This window comes from Mesorhizobium sp. CA10 (assembly GCF_020165285.1).
Classification (GTDB): domain Bacteria; phylum Pseudomonadota; class Alphaproteobacteria; order Rhizobiales; family Rhizobiaceae; genus Mesorhizobium.
In genome coordinates this window covers 554,233-570,061 of the sequence record NZ_JAIUHV010000002.1, presented here as the reverse complement: position 1 = coordinate 570,061, position 15,829 = coordinate 554,233, and the positions used below count along the sequence as shown (strand labels likewise).

Annotated in this window: 16 protein-coding genes, 1 tRNA gene and 1 pseudogene; 10 read left to right on the top strand and 8 right to left on the bottom strand. The window is 63.3% G+C overall.

Annotated elements, in window-relative coordinates; all coding sequences use genetic code 11:
- Nucleotides 1-43: 43 nt before the first annotated feature.
- The 4 genes from LB535_RS06165 to LB535_RS06150 all read right to left on the bottom strand — a co-directional run bounded on the left by LB535_RS06165 (nucleotide 44) and on the right by LB535_RS06150 (nucleotide 4,000).
- Nucleotides 44-1,177, bottom strand: a complete 1,134-nt coding sequence (locus tag LB535_RS06165) for a hypothetical protein (RefSeq protein WP_224631554.1) — start codon at nucleotides 1,175-1,177, stop codon at nucleotides 44-46.
- A 90-nt stretch (nucleotides 1,178-1,267) separates the two neighbouring features.
- Nucleotides 1,268-2,383 (bottom strand): Fic family protein, encoded by a 1,116-nt coding sequence (locus LB535_RS06160; RefSeq protein WP_224546577.1) that lies wholly within the window; start codon nucleotides 2,381-2,383, stop codon nucleotides 1,268-1,270.
- Between the two features lie 363 nt (nucleotides 2,384-2,746).
- Nucleotides 2,747-2,823: transfer RNA gene (locus LB535_RS06155), tRNA-Arg, on the bottom strand.
- 253 nt (nucleotides 2,824-3,076) lie between these two features.
- On the bottom strand, nucleotides 3,077-4,000 hold the full coding sequence (locus tag LB535_RS06150; RefSeq protein ID WP_224608179.1) for a DUF1003 domain-containing protein: 924 nt from the start codon (nucleotides 3,998-4,000) through the stop codon (nucleotides 3,077-3,079).
- A 379-nt stretch (nucleotides 4,001-4,379) separates the two neighbouring features.
- On the opposite strand from LB535_RS06150, the gene LB535_RS06145 reads away from it, so the two are divergent.
- Nucleotides 4,380-4,829 carry a universal stress protein gene (locus LB535_RS06145; protein WP_224631553.1) on the top strand — a complete coding sequence of 150 codons (450 nt, stop codon included), beginning with the start codon at nucleotides 4,380-4,382 and terminating at the stop codon, nucleotides 4,827-4,829.
- A 367-nt stretch (nucleotides 4,830-5,196) separates the two neighbouring features.
- Here LB535_RS06145 and LB535_RS06140 read toward each other — a convergent pair.
- Nucleotides 5,197-6,042 (bottom strand): annotated as a pseudogene (locus LB535_RS06140) (D-alanyl-D-alanine carboxypeptidase family protein); the annotation flags it as partial.
- Between the two features lie 450 nt (nucleotides 6,043-6,492).
- Between LB535_RS06140 and LB535_RS06135 the strand changes: the two are divergent.
- The 4 genes from LB535_RS06135 to LB535_RS06120 all read left to right on the top strand — a co-directional run bounded on the left by LB535_RS06135 (nucleotide 6,493) and on the right by LB535_RS06120 (nucleotide 10,909).
- On the top strand, nucleotides 6,493-8,301 hold the full coding sequence (locus LB535_RS06135; protein WP_224631551.1) for a methyl-accepting chemotaxis protein: 1,809 nt from the start codon (nucleotides 6,493-6,495) through the stop codon (nucleotides 8,299-8,301).
- A 240-nt stretch (nucleotides 8,302-8,541) separates the two neighbouring features.
- On the top strand, nucleotides 8,542-9,648 hold the full coding sequence (locus LB535_RS06130) for a hypothetical protein (RefSeq protein ID WP_224631550.1): 1,107 nt from the start codon (nucleotides 8,542-8,544) through the stop codon (nucleotides 9,646-9,648).
- Nucleotides 9,649-9,809: 161 nt separating this feature from the next.
- On the top strand, nucleotides 9,810-10,436 hold the full coding sequence (locus LB535_RS06125; RefSeq protein WP_224631549.1) for a nucleoside triphosphate hydrolase: 627 nt from the start codon (nucleotides 9,810-9,812) through the stop codon (nucleotides 10,434-10,436).
- Between the two features lie 152 nt (nucleotides 10,437-10,588).
- Nucleotides 10,589-10,909, top strand: coding sequence for a hypothetical protein (locus LB535_RS06120; RefSeq protein ID WP_224631548.1), 321 nt, complete (start codon nucleotides 10,589-10,591; stop codon nucleotides 10,907-10,909).
- A 4-nt stretch (nucleotides 10,910-10,913) separates the two neighbouring features.
- On the opposite strand, the gene LB535_RS06115 is transcribed toward LB535_RS06120, so the two are convergent.
- The 3 genes from LB535_RS06115 to LB535_RS06105 all read right to left on the bottom strand — a co-directional run bounded on the left by LB535_RS06115 (nucleotide 10,914) and on the right by LB535_RS06105 (nucleotide 13,220).
- Nucleotides 10,914-11,618: a glutathione S-transferase family protein gene (locus LB535_RS06115; RefSeq protein ID WP_224631547.1), complete on the bottom strand. Its 705-nt coding sequence runs from the start codon at nucleotides 11,616-11,618 to the stop codon at nucleotides 10,914-10,916.
- A 134-nt stretch (nucleotides 11,619-11,752) separates the two neighbouring features.
- Nucleotides 11,753-12,961, bottom strand: coding sequence for a beta-ketoacyl-[acyl-carrier-protein] synthase family protein (locus LB535_RS06110; RefSeq protein ID WP_224631546.1), 1,209 nt, complete (start codon nucleotides 12,959-12,961; stop codon nucleotides 11,753-11,755).
- Between the two features lie 4 nt (nucleotides 12,962-12,965).
- On the bottom strand, nucleotides 12,966-13,220 hold the full coding sequence (locus LB535_RS06105) for an acyl carrier protein (RefSeq protein ID WP_041003067.1): 255 nt from the start codon (nucleotides 13,218-13,220) through the stop codon (nucleotides 12,966-12,968).
- Between the two features lie 203 nt (nucleotides 13,221-13,423).
- On the opposite strand from LB535_RS06105, the gene LB535_RS06100 reads away from it, so the two are divergent.
- Genes LB535_RS06100 through LB535_RS06080 form a run of 5 tightly spaced genes read left to right on the top strand, consistent with a single transcriptional unit; the run spans nucleotide 13,424 to nucleotide 15,828 of the window.
- Nucleotides 13,424-14,305 (top strand): urease accessory protein UreD, encoded by an 882-nt coding sequence (locus LB535_RS06100; protein ID WP_224631545.1) that lies wholly within the window; start codon nucleotides 13,424-13,426, stop codon nucleotides 14,303-14,305.
- 21 nt (nucleotides 14,306-14,326) lie between these two features.
- The gene (locus tag LB535_RS06095) at nucleotides 14,327-14,629 is read left to right on the top strand and encodes an urease subunit gamma (RefSeq protein WP_041003069.1); all 303 of its coding nucleotides are present in this window, start codon (nucleotides 14,327-14,329) and stop codon (nucleotides 14,627-14,629) included.
- A gap of 12 nt (nucleotides 14,630-14,641) precedes the next feature.
- The gene (locus LB535_RS06090) at nucleotides 14,642-14,896 is read left to right on the top strand and encodes a DUF1272 domain-containing protein (protein ID WP_224631544.1); all 255 of its coding nucleotides are present in this window, start codon (nucleotides 14,642-14,644) and stop codon (nucleotides 14,894-14,896) included.
- A 25-nt stretch (nucleotides 14,897-14,921) separates the two neighbouring features.
- A complete protein-coding gene (locus tag LB535_RS06085; RefSeq protein ID WP_224631543.1) occupies nucleotides 14,922-15,515 on the top strand; it encodes a HupE/UreJ family protein in 594 nt (197 codons plus the stop codon).
- Nucleotides 15,516-15,522: 7 nt separating this feature from the next.
- Nucleotides 15,523-15,828, top strand: a complete 306-nt coding sequence (locus LB535_RS06080; RefSeq protein WP_224631542.1) for an urease subunit beta — start codon at nucleotides 15,523-15,525, stop codon at nucleotides 15,826-15,828.
- Nucleotide 15,829: the final 1 nt, after the last annotated feature.

Genomic DNA, 15,829 nt, shown 5'->3' with positions numbered 1-15,829 from the left:
TTCTTATGTGGGCTAGAGCTATTGGGCCAAAGAATCGACTCACTCACCACTTAACAACGAGGTCGTCGTCGTAGAGCACACTTGGCAACATACCCATCATCACATGGTCGGGCAGGATGCGAGTAGCCCGCTTCCTATGGACTTCGAACCCGGGGTATGCATCCCCAATGACTTGCTTGAAGAACGTCTGCGTGCGAGGCTTCAGGCATTCCGTAATTTCCCACAGAAATGCGTGGACGGCTTCGTAATCGGACACGATCTCTTCGGGTCGATGAATCGCTTCGAGATGCTCGAAGAACCTTTCGACATGGTTTCCTGGCATATTGAAGAGCGGGCGTCTGCCGTCGAAATAGACCACCTCGATCTGCTCGCGGATAGGATCGACATTACCGTGCAATGCGAAATTTCTCTTATCGATGACTCGCATGAAATGCGCATAGGCATTGGTGCTCTTGTCGATATCGCGTGCAAAGCCATCGCAATGCTGGCTGAGCAGCGCGAGGCGGTCGGGAATCTTAGCCCGGATGAAGGCCTGATAGGCTTCAGGGGCATTCCGGATTTCATCGCGGGTGAACATGAGGATCACCATATTGATGAAGGCCTCGGCCATAACCGGCATCAGAAGGTGAAGCTTTAGACAGTTCCCGAAGAGGTCGTTCGCACGTGTGGATACTCCTTGCATGGCTTTTTCCAAAGTTTTCAGCCGCGATTTGGCACCTGGCGATCTTTCTGGAAAAGCCGTCTTTGCCGGGGCATCGATAATAGCTGCGTGCAAGTCGGCGCACAGGCCCGCGATACTGACAAACTTATTCTGAAAGACGACGAATTTTTCCAGGCTCTGCAGTACGGCAGATTTCTGCGGACCGATCCTCGCATAGTCCGTTCTAATACCGACAATCAGGTCCCGCCACTGCTGGTGCGTGAGCGCCTCGCCGACCATGATATGAATCTCGCGCGACATGCCCAAGATATACACGTCGGTCTCGCCGGCCTTGAGGCTGTAGTCCCAGTGTATCCAGTTATCGCTGTCATCCTTGCGCAGAAAGTTTTGAAAACCGTTCGGTTCGCCAAAGCGAGCTTTCAGATAACAGTAGATATCCACCGGCCTAAGCCGTGACCTGACCGCGAGAATGGCGCCGCCTTTCTTCTTCTTAGGTTTCCTGTCGCTGTTACCCATTCCACCACTTCCTGCCGGGTAGCTGCCCGCCATTCACTGATGTTGAGGCAAGCAGGCTCTTTGACAGCCTGCCTCTTCTTTCGATGGGATTTACGCACGATCGTCACAAATATTCAGCGTGTAACGTGTGTGTCGGAGTTCACCAGCTCTTATCAGCGCACTCTTGGCAACGAGATCCTGCAGGTCCCTCGTCGCCGTAGCGCGCGACGCCTGGGTGATGGCGATGTAATTCTCGGCGCTAAGACCGCCCTTGAAGCCGTCGATACCTTCGCGGAACATTCGAGCGATGACTTTTTCCTGGCGCTCGTTGAACTGATCCCGATGGCGCTCGTAGAATTTGGCCTTGGCGACGGAGAATTCGACACGAGCAAGCGTTACGCGCTGCGCTTCGAGGATCGTGTCGGCGAAATATAGCAGCCAGTCGGTAATCGCGTTGCTTTTGTTGCTGGCTTCCAGCCGGTCGTAATAAGCCTTGCGATGACGTTCGATCGTATAGGCCAACGCGATGAGACTCGGCTCGCCCAGATTTTGCGCCATCGCCTTTTCGCAAAGCGCGCGTCCTATGCGGCCGTTGCCGTCTTCGAACGGATGTATGCTCTCGAAATAAAGATGCGCGATACCGGCGCGCGTCAGCGCGGGAAGCGGAGTCTTACCCTTGGGCGCGGTATCGTTGAACCAGATGGTAAAGGCGTCCATCTCGGCTTTCACGCGCGATGAGGGCGGCGCCTCGAAATGCACTTTGGGTTTGTCCAGCCGGTTAGAGACGATCTGCATGGCATCGGCGTGCTGGCGATAGTTGCCGATCGTCTCGATGCGTCGCTCTCCGGACATCACCATCTTGTGCCAGGCATAGAGCGTGCGATGCGAGAGCGGCTTGGCAAAATGCAGATACACGTCGGCCATCATTTCGGCGATGCCCCGCTCGGCGGGCGGTATGCGCCTATTCTCGCCTCCGAGCCCAAGCTGCTGCCGCAAGGATGATTGCAGGCTTTCCCGGTTGAGATACTCACCCTCGATCTCGGATGTCTTCAAGGCCTCTTCGCTGATTAGATCGATGCGGATCTGGTCGCGGTCATCGGGGCCGACATGGCGAAACACGCCCAGGAACTCGCCCGATCGCAATAGGAACTCGCTTTCCAGCGGGTCCAATGCCATCTTGTCGTAGGTAAAATGCGGCCAGTCGGCCTGCTCCCAATTCCATGCCATGAGCTATAGAGCCCCTTTCTATAACTCATGATATCGAAAAAGGTGAGCTATAGCAATCTGATCTATGCCTCAGCCAGCACCCGTTAGACAGTCTCCGGCCGCCCCCGCAGAAAATTCGACATATTGACCGTGAAGAAACCACAGTCCCATGAGTAGAGTTGGGCCTTAGCCGGAGCCACAAGCTGCACCCGGCCGCGACCAGTGGTAAGTTGGCGCGGAATGGGCGTCTGACTCCACAGTGATCGGTCAAAGCCTAGCCCGAATACATGTCCGACTGCTTCCGTGGTGCTTCCGCGACGCACTTCCCGACCTCGTCTCGCGGGAAAAATACCTTGCTAACCACCTGTTTTGACAGTATAAAAATGGCGCACCCGGCAGGATTCGAACCTGCGACCTCTGCCTTCGGAGGGCAGCGCTCTATCCAGCTGAGCTACGGGTGCTTCCCGGAAACCGGAAAACGAACCGGCCGGTGAGCCGGCCAGCCACGGCTTCATAGCGGAAGCCGCCCGTGGCTTCAACGGCCAATTGGCGATTGTGCGGCGGCGTGAGACGGATTGCTTGTCTCATCGATGTTTATCGGACATGGCGCTCCCTCGACGTCGCGGCTTCGCCGAGCCCACCGTTTCGGAGCAAGCCGCGGGTCTCGCCGCCGTTCGGACGTCCGTTTTGTCGAGGAACCCAAGCTTCTGGGTCTCACCCCTCCGCCTCCACTTTCGCCACCCTCCTCCTCACCGCCCTTGTCGCCCGCTTCTGCTTCTTTGCACCCGCCAACTCGTGCATCGCATCCAGCTGCATCTGCTGCATTTCAGCCAGCCGCTGCCATTGGCGCGAGATCAAATAGTCGAGCTTTTCGTGCAGGTGGCGCACTTCAAGCTCGGCTTTCAGGTTCACCCGGTAGTCGTTGAAGGAGCGCAGCCGGTCTTTGGCTTCCTGCCGCTTCTGGCTCATCATGATCACCGGCGCCTGGATGGCGGCGATGCAGGAGAGCAGAAGGTTGAGCAGGATGAACGGGTAGGGATCGAAGGCGTGCGCCAAGCCGGCGATCAGGTTGATGCCGATCCAGACCAGAAGCACGGTAGCAAACGAAATCAGGAACCACCAGCTGCCGCCGAACTCGGCCATCGTGTCGGAGACGCGGTCGGCGAAGGAGCGGTGCTCCTCGAACTCCTCTTCCGAGTTTTCCGAGATTGTGTCTTGTCTCGCGATCGATTCCACCACCTGGCGGTCGAGCTCGGAGAATTCGCCATGCTCCTGCTGCAGCAGCTCCTCCATGTAGCGCATGCGGTAGCGGCCGAGCTCCTCGCGGCTGATGCGGGCGCCGCGCGGCAGGTCGGGATGGTCGGAGCGGATGCGGTCGGCAAGGCTGGGCCTGAGATCGTCGATGCGCACCAGGTCGCGCTTGCGGAATTTCCGGCCGCTGATCGCCGAGGGTTTTTTCTTCGGCTTGATCCGGCCGGGCACATGCGGTTCGGAATCCGGCACTTCCGGCGCTTCGAGGATCTCGTCGGCTCCGTGCTGGGCATCCTCCAACACGGTTTCCGCCTCGAGATATTCGCCGGCGACGTCGTTCTCGTTGTCCGCCTGCTTCTGCGCGGCTGCCTTCGGGTCGCTAGCCATGGTCGGTGCTCCTGTTCGAGGCTTTGCGATACGATACGCCAAGCCGGCGCGGCATATCCATGGTCAGTATGAATCTCGTATGACAGACAAGTTCTTGTGATTGGGCGGCAGGGTGAGGAGCGCACGTCGATGCGCGCGCAATTGCATAGCGCAGCGCCGCCCTCAGCGATTACCCGCCGCCTCGATGGTAATCCAGAAGCGAAAAGACCCCCAATCCGCGCAAGCTGCCTCGACAAGTCTCCCCTGGCGCAATCGTCTCCGCCGCCTGGCCTTGATCCAGATCAAGCTGGCCCCTGTGGCGGGCCTGATAGGCTGACTATATCGAGATCAGGCCTGAGCGTTCAGGCTCCCGCCATCCGGCAAATGAGGGATCGCCGCCATGTACAAGAAAATCCTGATCGCCACCGACGGTTCGGAACTAGCCCAGAAGGGCGTCGCTCACGGGCTGGAGCTGGCCGTGGGCCTTGGCGCCGCCGTGGCTTTCGTCACCGTCTCCGAGCCTTTCCCGACGCTGGCCTGGGGCGGCGCCATGGCCGGCTATGCCGCCGCCGACGAGCTCACCAATTACGAGGAAAGCGCGCGCAAATATGCAAGCGAGGTGCTCGACAAATGCAAGGCCGAAGCCGATGCCAAGGGTGTGGCCTCCAAGGGCGTCCACGTCGAGAACAAGGCGCCGGCTGAGGCGATCCTTGAGGTTGCGGGCGCCGAGGGCAGCGACCTCATCGTCATGGCCTCGCACGGCCGCCGCGGCCTCGGCCGCCTGGTGCTTGGCAGCCAGACGGCGGAGGTGGTGTCGCTGACGCGGATCCCGGTGCTGGTGGTCCGGTAGGCTCCGCCGATAGGTGATGCCGGCCTGCGAACGATGGTTTCCTGCGCTTCCGGTGCTCACGCAGTTAAGTACGCTCCGCTCCGGTTCTCGGAAGCCATCGTGTACGGCCTGACCTGAACCTCGACAGACCCCGGGCCGTCGTCGCCATTTGCCTCTTGCCAAAAGGGGCCGTCCATACGTGACGAAGTCGAAAGGCGCCGCGCTACTGCGTCGGCAGCAGCGGCGAACTGGGCGACGCCAAATCCGGCGAAGGCAGATCGGACGCCGGCTGGCCAGCCTGCATCGACGCAGGGGGCGCGGAACCAGGTGCCGGCAGCCCTGGCAAAGCCGAATCCGGCGGCGCCATGCCGGGCAGGGGCGAAGCCGGCTGCCCGGAATACATCAGCCTGGGCTGGCCGGCATCGGCTGTCGTCGGCCCCAGGCTTCGCTGGATCAGCGCTTCGACATGGTTGTTGCGCTGGCGCGCGCTGTCGGCGCCCATCACCACCACGATCAGATGCCTGCCGTCGGCATTGTAGGACGTGACGATGTTGTAACCGGAGGCTCTTATGTAGCCGGTCTTGATGCCGTCGACGCCGCGCACGCGCCCCAGCATGTCGTTATGGCCGCGCACCAGCCGGCCGCGGAACATGAAGTCGCTTTCGGAGAAATAGTGGAAATGCTGCGGAAAGCGCTTTTCCAGCGCCATGCCCAGCACCGCCATATCGCGCGCCGTGGTCACCTGGCCGTCGTCGGGCAGGCCGCATGCATTGCGGAAATTGGTGGCGGTCATGCCGAGCTGGCGCGCCTTGGCAGTCATCATGGCGGCGAACTGGTCCTCTGAGCCGCCGCCCAGATACTCGCCCACCGCCACCGCCACGTCGTTCGCCGACTTCACCACCATGGCGCGGATGGCGGAATCGACGTCGATCGTCTCGCCGCGCCGGAAGCGCAGCTTCGTCGGCGGCTGCGAGGCGGCGTGGTCGGAAACCGGAATCAGCGTCTGCTTGGTGACGCGGCCGGACTCCAGCGCCTCGAACAGCATGTAGAGCGTCATCATCTTGGTCAGCGAGGCGGGATAGCGCTGCGACCTCGAGTTCACCTCGAACAAGGTCTTGCCGGTCGAGGCATCGACCACGATCGCCGCATATTTCTGCGGCTGCGCCGGCACGGCCAGCACGCTTTCCGGCGGCGCGGCCGTGGTGCAGCCGGCGACCAGCAGGAGCAGGGCCATCGCGGCGATGAGTTTCTGGAGGAGCGGGAAGGGACGGGGCAAGACGGTTCTAAAGCTGTTGCTGCGATGCGGCGAAGCTAACGTACCGCATGTGCCGCGTCCAACTGGTTAACGGCGGCAATAAGGCATTTGCCCAGGTTTTGGAGGTTCGAGCCCTCGCCGAAGCTGCCAATCTCCCCCCTTGCGGGGGAGATGCCCGGCAGGGCAGAGGGGGGTGCTGTCCCGCCAGCGTGGCCGCCATGTCCTTAGACGAAGCCTGATTGAACATCGCTCATTCTGCAAGGCCGCGATCCTTCGCACCCCCTCTGTCCTGCCGGACATCTCCCCCGCAAGGGGGAGATCGGATGCTGCTTGGCTTTCGCCAATCGCCGGCCACCTGCTTACCCACGCTTTGCCTTCCGCCCCACCTTTCCGTTACTATGCGCGCGGCTTGGTTTTGGGGGATCGGCAATGTCGGAAATCGCCACGGGCACCACCTCGCTTCTGCGGGCATCGCTCAGCCGCACCGGCAAATGGGCGGCGAGCTTCGCCTTTGTCAGCGGCGCGGTCGGCGACGTGCTCAACCCGCTCGGACCCTTCGCCGCCTATATCGCGCTCGGCGCCGCGGTCGCGGCGTTGATCATCGCCATCGCCATGGTGCTGCGCCTGGTGCTGGCGGCAAAAGCCATGCCGGCGCTGATCTTCGCCACCAGCGCGGCGGCAATCGCCGGCGGCGTCTACGGCATCCAGCAGCAAACGAATTCGCAGAACGGCGTGATCGCCAGCCTCGTGCCGGCGGTGGCCGAGCTGCAGCAGTCGCTGGGCATCGTCTCGCAGAAAGTGGCGAAGATCGAGAAAACCGTCACAGAGACGCAGAAGACCGTCGAAGCGGTCAAGAAGTCCACCGACACGATGGCGAAGACGACCGAAGAGATCGCGCTGACGCAGACCAGGCAGACCCAACAGGGCACCGAGACGCAGAAGACCGTGGAGGCGGTCAAGCAGACCACCGACAGCTTGGCCGCGGGCCAAGAACAGCAGCAGGCGCAGGCCGAAAAGCTGCAGGCGACCACCGAGCAGATCGCCGCTTCGATCGACACCATCGCCAAGGGCTTCGCGCAGCTCTCCGCGCAAGGCGGAACGATCGCCGATCCGAAGCGCCCGGACGAGTTCTATCACAATGCCCGCGTCTATGAGCTGGCCGGCGACATGCTCAACGCGCGCCGTTCCTATCTTGCCTTTGCCGGCTTCGATGTCGACGCTATCGACCCCTATACGCGCTTCGCCACGCTGCTCAGGGTCCAGGACGGCAAGGCGGGCGCCCGCGAAGTGTTGGGTTCTCTGGCGGAAAAGGCCAAGGCGCCGTCGATTAAGCTCGTCCATCTGTTGCAGTTCGACGATGTCCAGCGGCTCGACAAGCTCAACGCCTTCATCGCCGCCAACCCGGATTACGCGCCGGCTTACTTTCTCCTGGCGCAGGAATTTTCGGAAGACCGCCTGGGCAGCCAGACGCTGGCCGACAAGCGCAGCGAGGCGACCGCGCTGACCAAATTCGTTTCGTACGAAAAAGACGGCGGCCTGCTCAAATATTTCGTCGATCAGACCCAACTGGCCGACTGGCTCGACCGCAGCCGCGCGCGGCTGACGGCATTGGGCGACGTGCTCGACCCGTCGCGCTTCGTGCCGACGCTGACGCCGACGCGCTCCAACGCCGGCTGGTCGATGACGATCTCGCTGCCCGAGCCGGCGACGGCGATTTCCTGGCGGCTCGGCGCCAATGGCCCGTTCACCGACACCGGGCTGATAGCCGTGAACGACCAGCGCACCGGCAAGCCGATGCCCAATCCGAGCTTCGAATTGCCGGACAGCACCGCGGCGACCAATATCGGCATCAAATATCTCGACATCCGCGGTCGTGAGACCGGCCCGTTCGACATCCGCTTCGATCCGGATTCAGCGCTCCAGCAGGGCAACAAGCAGATCCTCGACCAGTTCTGGACGTCGTGGATCGCCTTCGACGCAGGCGGCAATCGCGGTCTGGTCTATTTCACCCAGATGCTCTCCTTCCGCTGCGCCATCAGGCAAGTGCATTACAGCCTGAACGGAACCGAGCTCGACAAGGAGATCAAGATGCCGCCCTGCGACGCCAAGGACCCTTATGCAATTCCTTCCGACTACCAACCCTATTTCAAGGTCAAGGATGACGTGAAATCGATGGCGGTGCAGGTGACCTATACCGATGGCACCAAGTCGCCGGTCAGGGAGTATAAAAGGCAGTAGGGTCGTTTTCAGCGTGGCGCTGTTCGCCTCTCTTGCGATTTTTTATCGCGCGTGAAGCGACGACCTATCCTTCGTCATTCTAGGGTCTGCGCGCGTCGCTTCGCTCCTTGCTCCGCCCTAGAATGACGAAGGATAGGTTGGCGGGGGCGAAAACGCCTGATGCAAATTGCCAGCCATCACGCTTGCGTATCCGGTGCTGGACAGGCTTTGCTGCCGCGAGAAAAGATTCGGGAAGCATTCATGGACACGCTCACCATCGACGCAAAGGGCATCTCGGTTTCGCTCGATCTTGCCGTCGGTCACATCAGTGCCATGGAGGTCGAGGCCGAAGGCCGCATCCTGAAGCCCCTGCACCGCGCGCCCTGGGTCGGCACGCCGCGCGAGAGCCTGCCGGAAACCCTGCCCGAAGGCACGGTCCGCCTGTCCGGCGATTTCCTCTGCGCGCCTTTCTCCACCAGTGACGTCGAGACCGCGCCCCTGCATGGCTGGCCGGCCAACAGCGAGTGGGACGTCGTCGACAACGGCGCGGTTCCCGGAGGCTGGCGCGCCGTCTTCCGGCTGCGCCGCAAGGTCATGGGCGCCACTGTCGACAAGGTCTTCACGCTGCGCGATGGCCATCCTTTCCTCTACCAGGAGCACATGTTTTCCGGCGGCGCCGGCGCGATTTCCGTCGCCCATCATCCGATGACGGCGATGACGGGCGGCGGTAGGCTCGCCTTCTCGCCGAAGCGCATGGCCGTCACGCCGCCGATGCCGCCGGAGCCCGATCCGGCCCGCGGCCGCTTCATGCTGGCCTATCCGGCTCGCGCCGCCGACCTCACAAAGTTCCCGCTCGCCGCCGGCGGCACAACCGACCTCACCGACTACCGCATGGAGGACAGGCGCGAGGATTTCATTACTCTGGTCGAGGCGGATCACGGCGGCCCGGGCTGGACGGCGATTGCCCGGCGCGCCGAGCAGGATCTGGTTCTGGTGCTGAAGAACCCGGCCGAACTGCCGGTCACCATGCTGTGGTTCTCGAATGGCGGCCGCGACTACGCGCCCTGGAGCGGCCGCCATCTCGGCGTGCTCGGCATCGAGGACGGCCGCACCGCGATCGGCCATGCCGCTTCGCTCGGCAACAACTGGTTGAAGCATGAAGGCGTGGCCACAGTCTTTGCACTCGCTGAAGGGCGGTCAGTGTCGTTTCGCCATGTCATCGGTGGGGTTCCGTTCGCGGACGTGGAGCCGCCGAGCGGCTTGGAATCGGCGCCCGACCGCCTGCGTTTCATCGTTGCCGGCGGGGCAGCGCGGGAGGTGCCGTTCGACGGCGGGTTCCTGCGCATCGGCGGCTCGGTTCCTGATTGAGACGTCGGCCAGCGCCTGAGAGTTCGTCATTCCAGGGCGACGAGGATGGACGCCTCGGCTAACCTCGAAGGTGCGCAGGCCGCCTAAACTTCGGAACGAGGTTTGAATTTTCTGCCGACACCCGCCAAGATGTCGGCTGAACCGCAGCCGGAAAGCCGCCGATGTCCGAGATCGCCCATATCACAGCCGCCATCTTCAAGCGCGCCGGCGGAGCCAAGCGCTTCGTTGTCGCCATCGCCGGTCCGCCCGGCTCCGGCAAGTCGACACTGTCAGCTGCATTGCATGAACTGCTGCCGGAAGGCACATCCGAGGTCGTACCGATGGACGGCTTTCATTATGACGACATCATTCTCAACCGCCGCGGCCTGCGCCCCCGCAAGGGCGCACCGGAAACGTTCGATTTCGCCGGTTTCGAGACGCTCTTGAAGCGCATCCGCTCCGGCGAACCCGATATCGCGATTCCCGTGTTCGACCGCAGCATGGAACTGTCGCGCGCGGCGGCCGAAATCGTCGGCACCGACACCAAATTCATCCTGGTCGAGGGCAACTATCTGCTGCTCGACGAGGAGCCGTGGTCGCGGCTGGCGCCTTTGTTCGATTTCACCATCTTCGTCGACGTGCCGCGGGGCGAGCTCGAAAGCCGCCTGATGGAGCGCTGGCGCGAGCATGGCAAGTCCGACGAGGACGCCCGCGCATGGATCGCCTCCAACGACATGCCCAACATCGAGCGGGTGCTGGCGCGGCGCCGGCCGGCCGATATGGTCGTTGGTTCCTTGGTTATTGGTTAACCTGCTCAATTTTCAATATTTTCCGGCGGGAACTTTAAGGTTTTCAGGCCGTTATGACCCTATCCCGAATTGTCCGGCGCCGGAGCAATTCCAGGAAGGCGGGCGAACGCTTTCCCTCCGAAACTGCGAACCGAGAATGCAGGAGCCGTCAGATGGCAACGAACAGCAGAAAAACCGCGCCCAAGAAGGCCAGCAGGGCCAGCCAATCCAGGACGACGCAAGCCCAAGCCGGCGCCGCGGCGGCCGAACGATCGAAGGACGCCAAGCCGACCTTCGGTAAGGCAGCGCCGAAGAAAGTGACGCCCGGCGCGGCCCACAAGGTCGCGGCCAAGGCGCAGAAGCCCCATAAACCAGCCGCAAGCAGGCCGGGTCCGATCCGCACGGTTGCAAGCGTTGCGACCGGCGCGGTGGTGGCGACTGCAAGATTGGCCGCGTCCATGCTTGGCAGGGGAACCGGCGCCAAGTCGAAATAAGAGTCTAGCCCTTCGCCGGGATGGTCAGGCCCCTCTTCACCGCAGGCCGTGCCAGGCCGCGCTTCAGCCATTCGGCAACGGTCGGGAAATCGTCGAAACCGACCAGGTCGCGCGCCTCGTAGAACCCGATCAGGTTGCGCACCCAGCCCAGCATTGACACATCGGCGATGGTGTAGTCGTCGTCCATGATCCACTTGCGACCCTTCAGGCGCGTTTCCATGACGCCGATCAACCGCCGCGACTCGTCGCGGTAACGCTCCAGCGGCCGCTTGTCGGCGATCTCGCGTCCGGCGAATTTGTGGAAGAAGCCGACCTGCCCGAAGATCGGGCCGATCGCCGCCATCTGGAAGAACACCCATTGGATCGTCTCGTAGCGGCGCGCCGGATCGGCGGGAATGAGCTTGCCGGTCTTGTCGGCCAGATAGAGCAGGATGGCGCCGGATTCGAACAAGCCGATCGGCTTGCCGCCCGGACCGTCCGGATCGATGATCGCCGGTATCTTGCCGTTGGGATTGAGCGACAGGAATTCCGGCGTCCAGCTCTCATTCTTCCCGATATCGACATAATGCGGCTCATAAGGCAGGCCGATCTCCTCCAGCGCGATCGACGCCTTCACGCCATTGGGCGTCGTGGCGGAATAAAGCTGCAGGCGCTCGGGGTGCTTGGCCGGCCAGCGCTTGGCGATCGGAAAGGCGGACAGGTCGGTCATCGCAAACTCCGGATGCGGATTGGCGCGGGGCGGCGCTTTTTGGCGGGTGAGGGAGAATTAGGATCCCGGCCGGCCGGGATCAATACACCGGCAAGCGGCTTGGCATGGACACACAGTCAACCAGTGGGCCGCGGTCAAACCGTCTTGAAGGCCAGCACCGCATTGGTTCCGCCGAAGGCGAAACTGTTGCTGAGCGCCGCGCGCACCCTGCGCTCGCGCGCCGTGTTCGGCGTCACGTCGAGATCGCATTCCGGGTCCGGCTCGCGGTAATTGGCGGTCGGCGGCACGATGCCGTCGCGGATCGCCATCACGCAGGCGATCATCTCCAGCCCGCCCGAAGCGCCGAGGCAATGCGCATGCATCGACTTGGTCGAGGACACCGAAAGCGAACGGGCATGCTCGCCGAAGACGCGCTTGATCGCCGCGGTCTCGATCTGATCGTTGGCCTTGGTGCCGGTGCCGTGCGCGTTGAGGTAGTCGACATCTTCCGGATTGAGCCCGGCATCCGCCATGCAAAAACGCATTGCCGCTTCCGGTCCCTCGATGGTCGGCGCGACGATGTCGGAGGCATCGGCCGAAAGCCCGACGCCGGCGATCTCGGCCAAGATGGTGGCGCCGCGCGCCATCGCGTGATCGTAGCTTTCGAGCACCGCCATGCCCGCGCCTTCGCCGAGCACCAGCCCGGCGCGATCGGCCGAGAACGGCCGGCAGGTGTCGGGCGAAAGCACCCTGAGCGCCTCCCAGCCCTTCAGCACGCCCCACACCAGCGGCGCTTCGGTGCCGCCGGCGACCATCACGTCGGCGCGACCGAGCCTGATCTGGTCGACCGCCGAGGAAATCGCATGGTTGGCCGACGAGCAGGCCGAGGTGGCGCCGAAAACAGGGCCGCGCAACCCGAGATTCATGCTGACCTGGCCGGCGGCGGCGCCTGGCATCACTTTCGGCACGGTGAAGATGGCGGCGCGGTTGCGCCCTTCGAGCAGGATGGCGCGGTAATTCTCCTCGATCGTCTCGAAGCCCGCGACGCCGATGCCGACGATTGCGCCCATCCGGTAGGTGTTGTCGGCATGTGCGGTCAAGCCCGACTGCTGCATGGCTTCCCGCGCCGCGATCACGGCCAGCAGGCTGAAGCGGTCCATCGACACGACCTGCTTGCGGTCGATGCCATGGTCCGGCAATTGCTTGATTTCGCAGCCGGTCTTGACCTTGAGGTCATGCAGCGACGGATTGTCGATAGGGCCGATGGCCGAGCGGCCGGCGCGCATGGCGTCCCATATCGCCGCCGCATCGTTGCCGAGCCCGCAAATCCCGCCAATACCGGTGATGACGACGCGTTTTTGCATGCAGTCAGGCTTTTTTCGCGATCAGTTCGCGAACCGCCTCGACCATGTCGCCGACGTTCTTGAGGTTGCTCCAGGCATCGACCGTGTTCATCTCGATCTCGATGCCGTACTTTTCCTCGAGATCGAAGATGATCTCGGTCAGCTCCAGCGAATGGATGCCGAGCGTGCCGAGATCGGTGCTGGCGGTGATTTCCTCGCCGCCGGTATCGGCATGCGCCTTGATCTTTTCGATGATCTCGGTCGTCAGCTGGTCAGCCATTCGGTTCCTTCCCTGTCGTTGCCCGACGCCACTGATCAGCGCCTCTTTTTTTGATCCCCGGACCCAACAAACGCCGTTGCCCTTACCTCGTCAGGCGCCGCGCGACCGCTCCAAGGTGGCTTCCCTCTATAGAAACCGAAACGATGTCAAGCAACAAGCGATATCGACAAAGCCGCCGGAGTGCTTAACCTGGAATCATGGACATGATCGGCAACACTTTGACATCCCAGCCTGCCTCGCCTTTGGCCGCCCCTCCCTTGCCTGCCGCGCAACGTGTTGCCGGCCTGGGCAGGCTTTTCTGCAGCAAGAGCGGCGGCCGGACGCGCCTGCGGCGGCTCTATCAGGACGGATCGGCCAAGATCCGCCTGCCGGCGGTGCAAGGCGATCCGCTCGAGGCGGTGCTGATCAACACCGCCGGCGGGCTGACCGGCGGCGATCGCCTCGGCTGGACGGTCGAGGTCGGCGCCGACGCCTCCGCCGCCGTCACCACCCAGGCCTGCGAGAAGGTCTATCGCGCCGCCGCCGACAGGGCCGAGACAAGCGTCAACCTGCGTGTCGGTCCGGGCGGCCGCATCGCCTGGCTGCCGCAGGAAACCATCGTTTTCGACTGGGCCGCCTTCGTCCGCACGCTGGATGTCGAGCTTGGCGACGATGCCGAGGCATTGATGCTCGAAGCCACGCTGTTCGGCCGGCTGGCGATGGGCGAGCGGATGGTTCAAGGCAGTTTCCGTGACCGCTGGCGGGTTCGCCAGGGCGGTGCGCTGGTCCATGCGGAGGATTTCCGGCTCGGCCAGGACATCGCCGCAACGCTCCAGCGGCGGGCGGCGACCGGCGGCGCGCTTGCCGTCGCCACATTGCTGCTGGTGTCGCCGCAGGCTGAAAGTCTGCTGGAGCCGGCCCGCGCCATCATCGGCGACCCCGCCACCGGTGGTTGGGGCGGCGCCAGTTTCTGGCGCGTCGGCCGATCTGGCAAGCTTCTTGCGAGGCTCTGTGCCGGCGACGGCTACCAGCTCCGCAAGCGGCTGGTTCCGCTCGTCGAACTGCTCAATGGGCGGGCGGGCCTGCCTAAATTGTGGTCACTCTGATTTCGATTGCCGGGAAGTTGCATGAACCTGACGCCGCGTGAAAAAGACAAGCTGCTGATCGCCATGGCGGCGATGGTGGCGCGCAAGCGGCTGGAGCGCGGCGTCAAGCTCAACCATCCCGAAGCCATCGCCTTGATCACCGACTTCGTCGTCGAAGGCGCGCGCGACGGCCGCCCGGTCGCGGAACTGATGGAGGCGGGTGCGCATGTCGTCACCCGCGCCCAGGTCATGGACGGCATCGCCGAGATGATCCACGACGTCCAGGTCGAGGCGACATTTCCCGACGGCACCAAGCTGGTGACCGTGCATGAACCGATCCGGTGAGGAGGAAGACAGATGCTGGAGCTCAGGCCGAATTGCGAATGCTGCGACAAGGATCTGCCGCCGGATGCGACCGATGCGCTGATCTGCACCTTCGAGTGCACCTTCTGCGCCGACTGCGTGGACAATGTGCTGGGTGGCGTCTGCCCCAATTGCGGCGGCAATTTCGCGCCGCGGCCGATCCGGCCGGCGGCCAAGCTGACGAAATATCCGCCGTCGACCAGGCGCGTGCTCAAGGCCGAAGGCTGCGGCCCGCGCAAGGCCGCTTGACCGGCTCAATTGGAAGGGCAGAAAGATGATCCCCGCTTCGACGAAACGTAGCACGCTTGCCGCGATCCTTTTCCTGGCAGCCGCCATGCCGGCCTATGCCCATGTCGGCATCGCCACGACCTCGTCCTTCGCCGCCGGTTTCGCGCACCCGCTGTCCGGTCTCGACCACATGACGGTCATGATCGCCGTCGGCCTGTGGGCGGCGCTTAAGGGCGGCAAGGCTATCTGGGCCTGGCCGCTGGCCTTTGTCGGCGTGATGCTGGCCGGCGGCGCGCTCGGCATGCTGCATGTGCCGATGCCTTTCGTCGAGCCCGGCATCCTCGCTTCCGTGGTGACGCTTGGCCTGCTGGTGGCGCTGGCGATCGACCTGCCGGTCTCGACCGGGATCGCGGTCATCGGTCTGTTCGCGCTGTTCCATGGTCACGCCCACGGCACGGAAGTGCCCGAAAACGCCGGCGGGCTGGAATACATTGCGGGTTTCGCCGCCGCGACGGCCCTTCTCCATGCCGTGGGCATCGCGGCGGCCCTCAGCCTCGGCATGCGCTTCCGCAGCCTGGCGCGCGCTGCAGGTGCGGCTTGCGCGGCGGCCGGCGTCGGCCTCGCCTTCGGCGTGTTGTGAGGGCGCGATGATCCCCGGCGAAATCATCGCGGCCAAGGGCGAGATCCAGCTCAACAAGGGGCTGCCGACCGTCACGCTCAAGGTCGCCAACAGCGGCGACCGGCCGATCCAGGTCGGCAGCCACTATCATTTCTACGAGACCAATGAGGGCCTGAAATTCGACCGCGAGAGCGCGCGCGGCATGCGGCTCGACATCGCCGCCGGCACCGCGACGCGCTTCGAGCCCGGGCAGGAGCGCGACGTGACGCTGGTGCCGCTGGGCGGCAAACGCGAGGTCTATGGCTTCCAGCAAAAGGTAATGGGCAAGCTGTGAC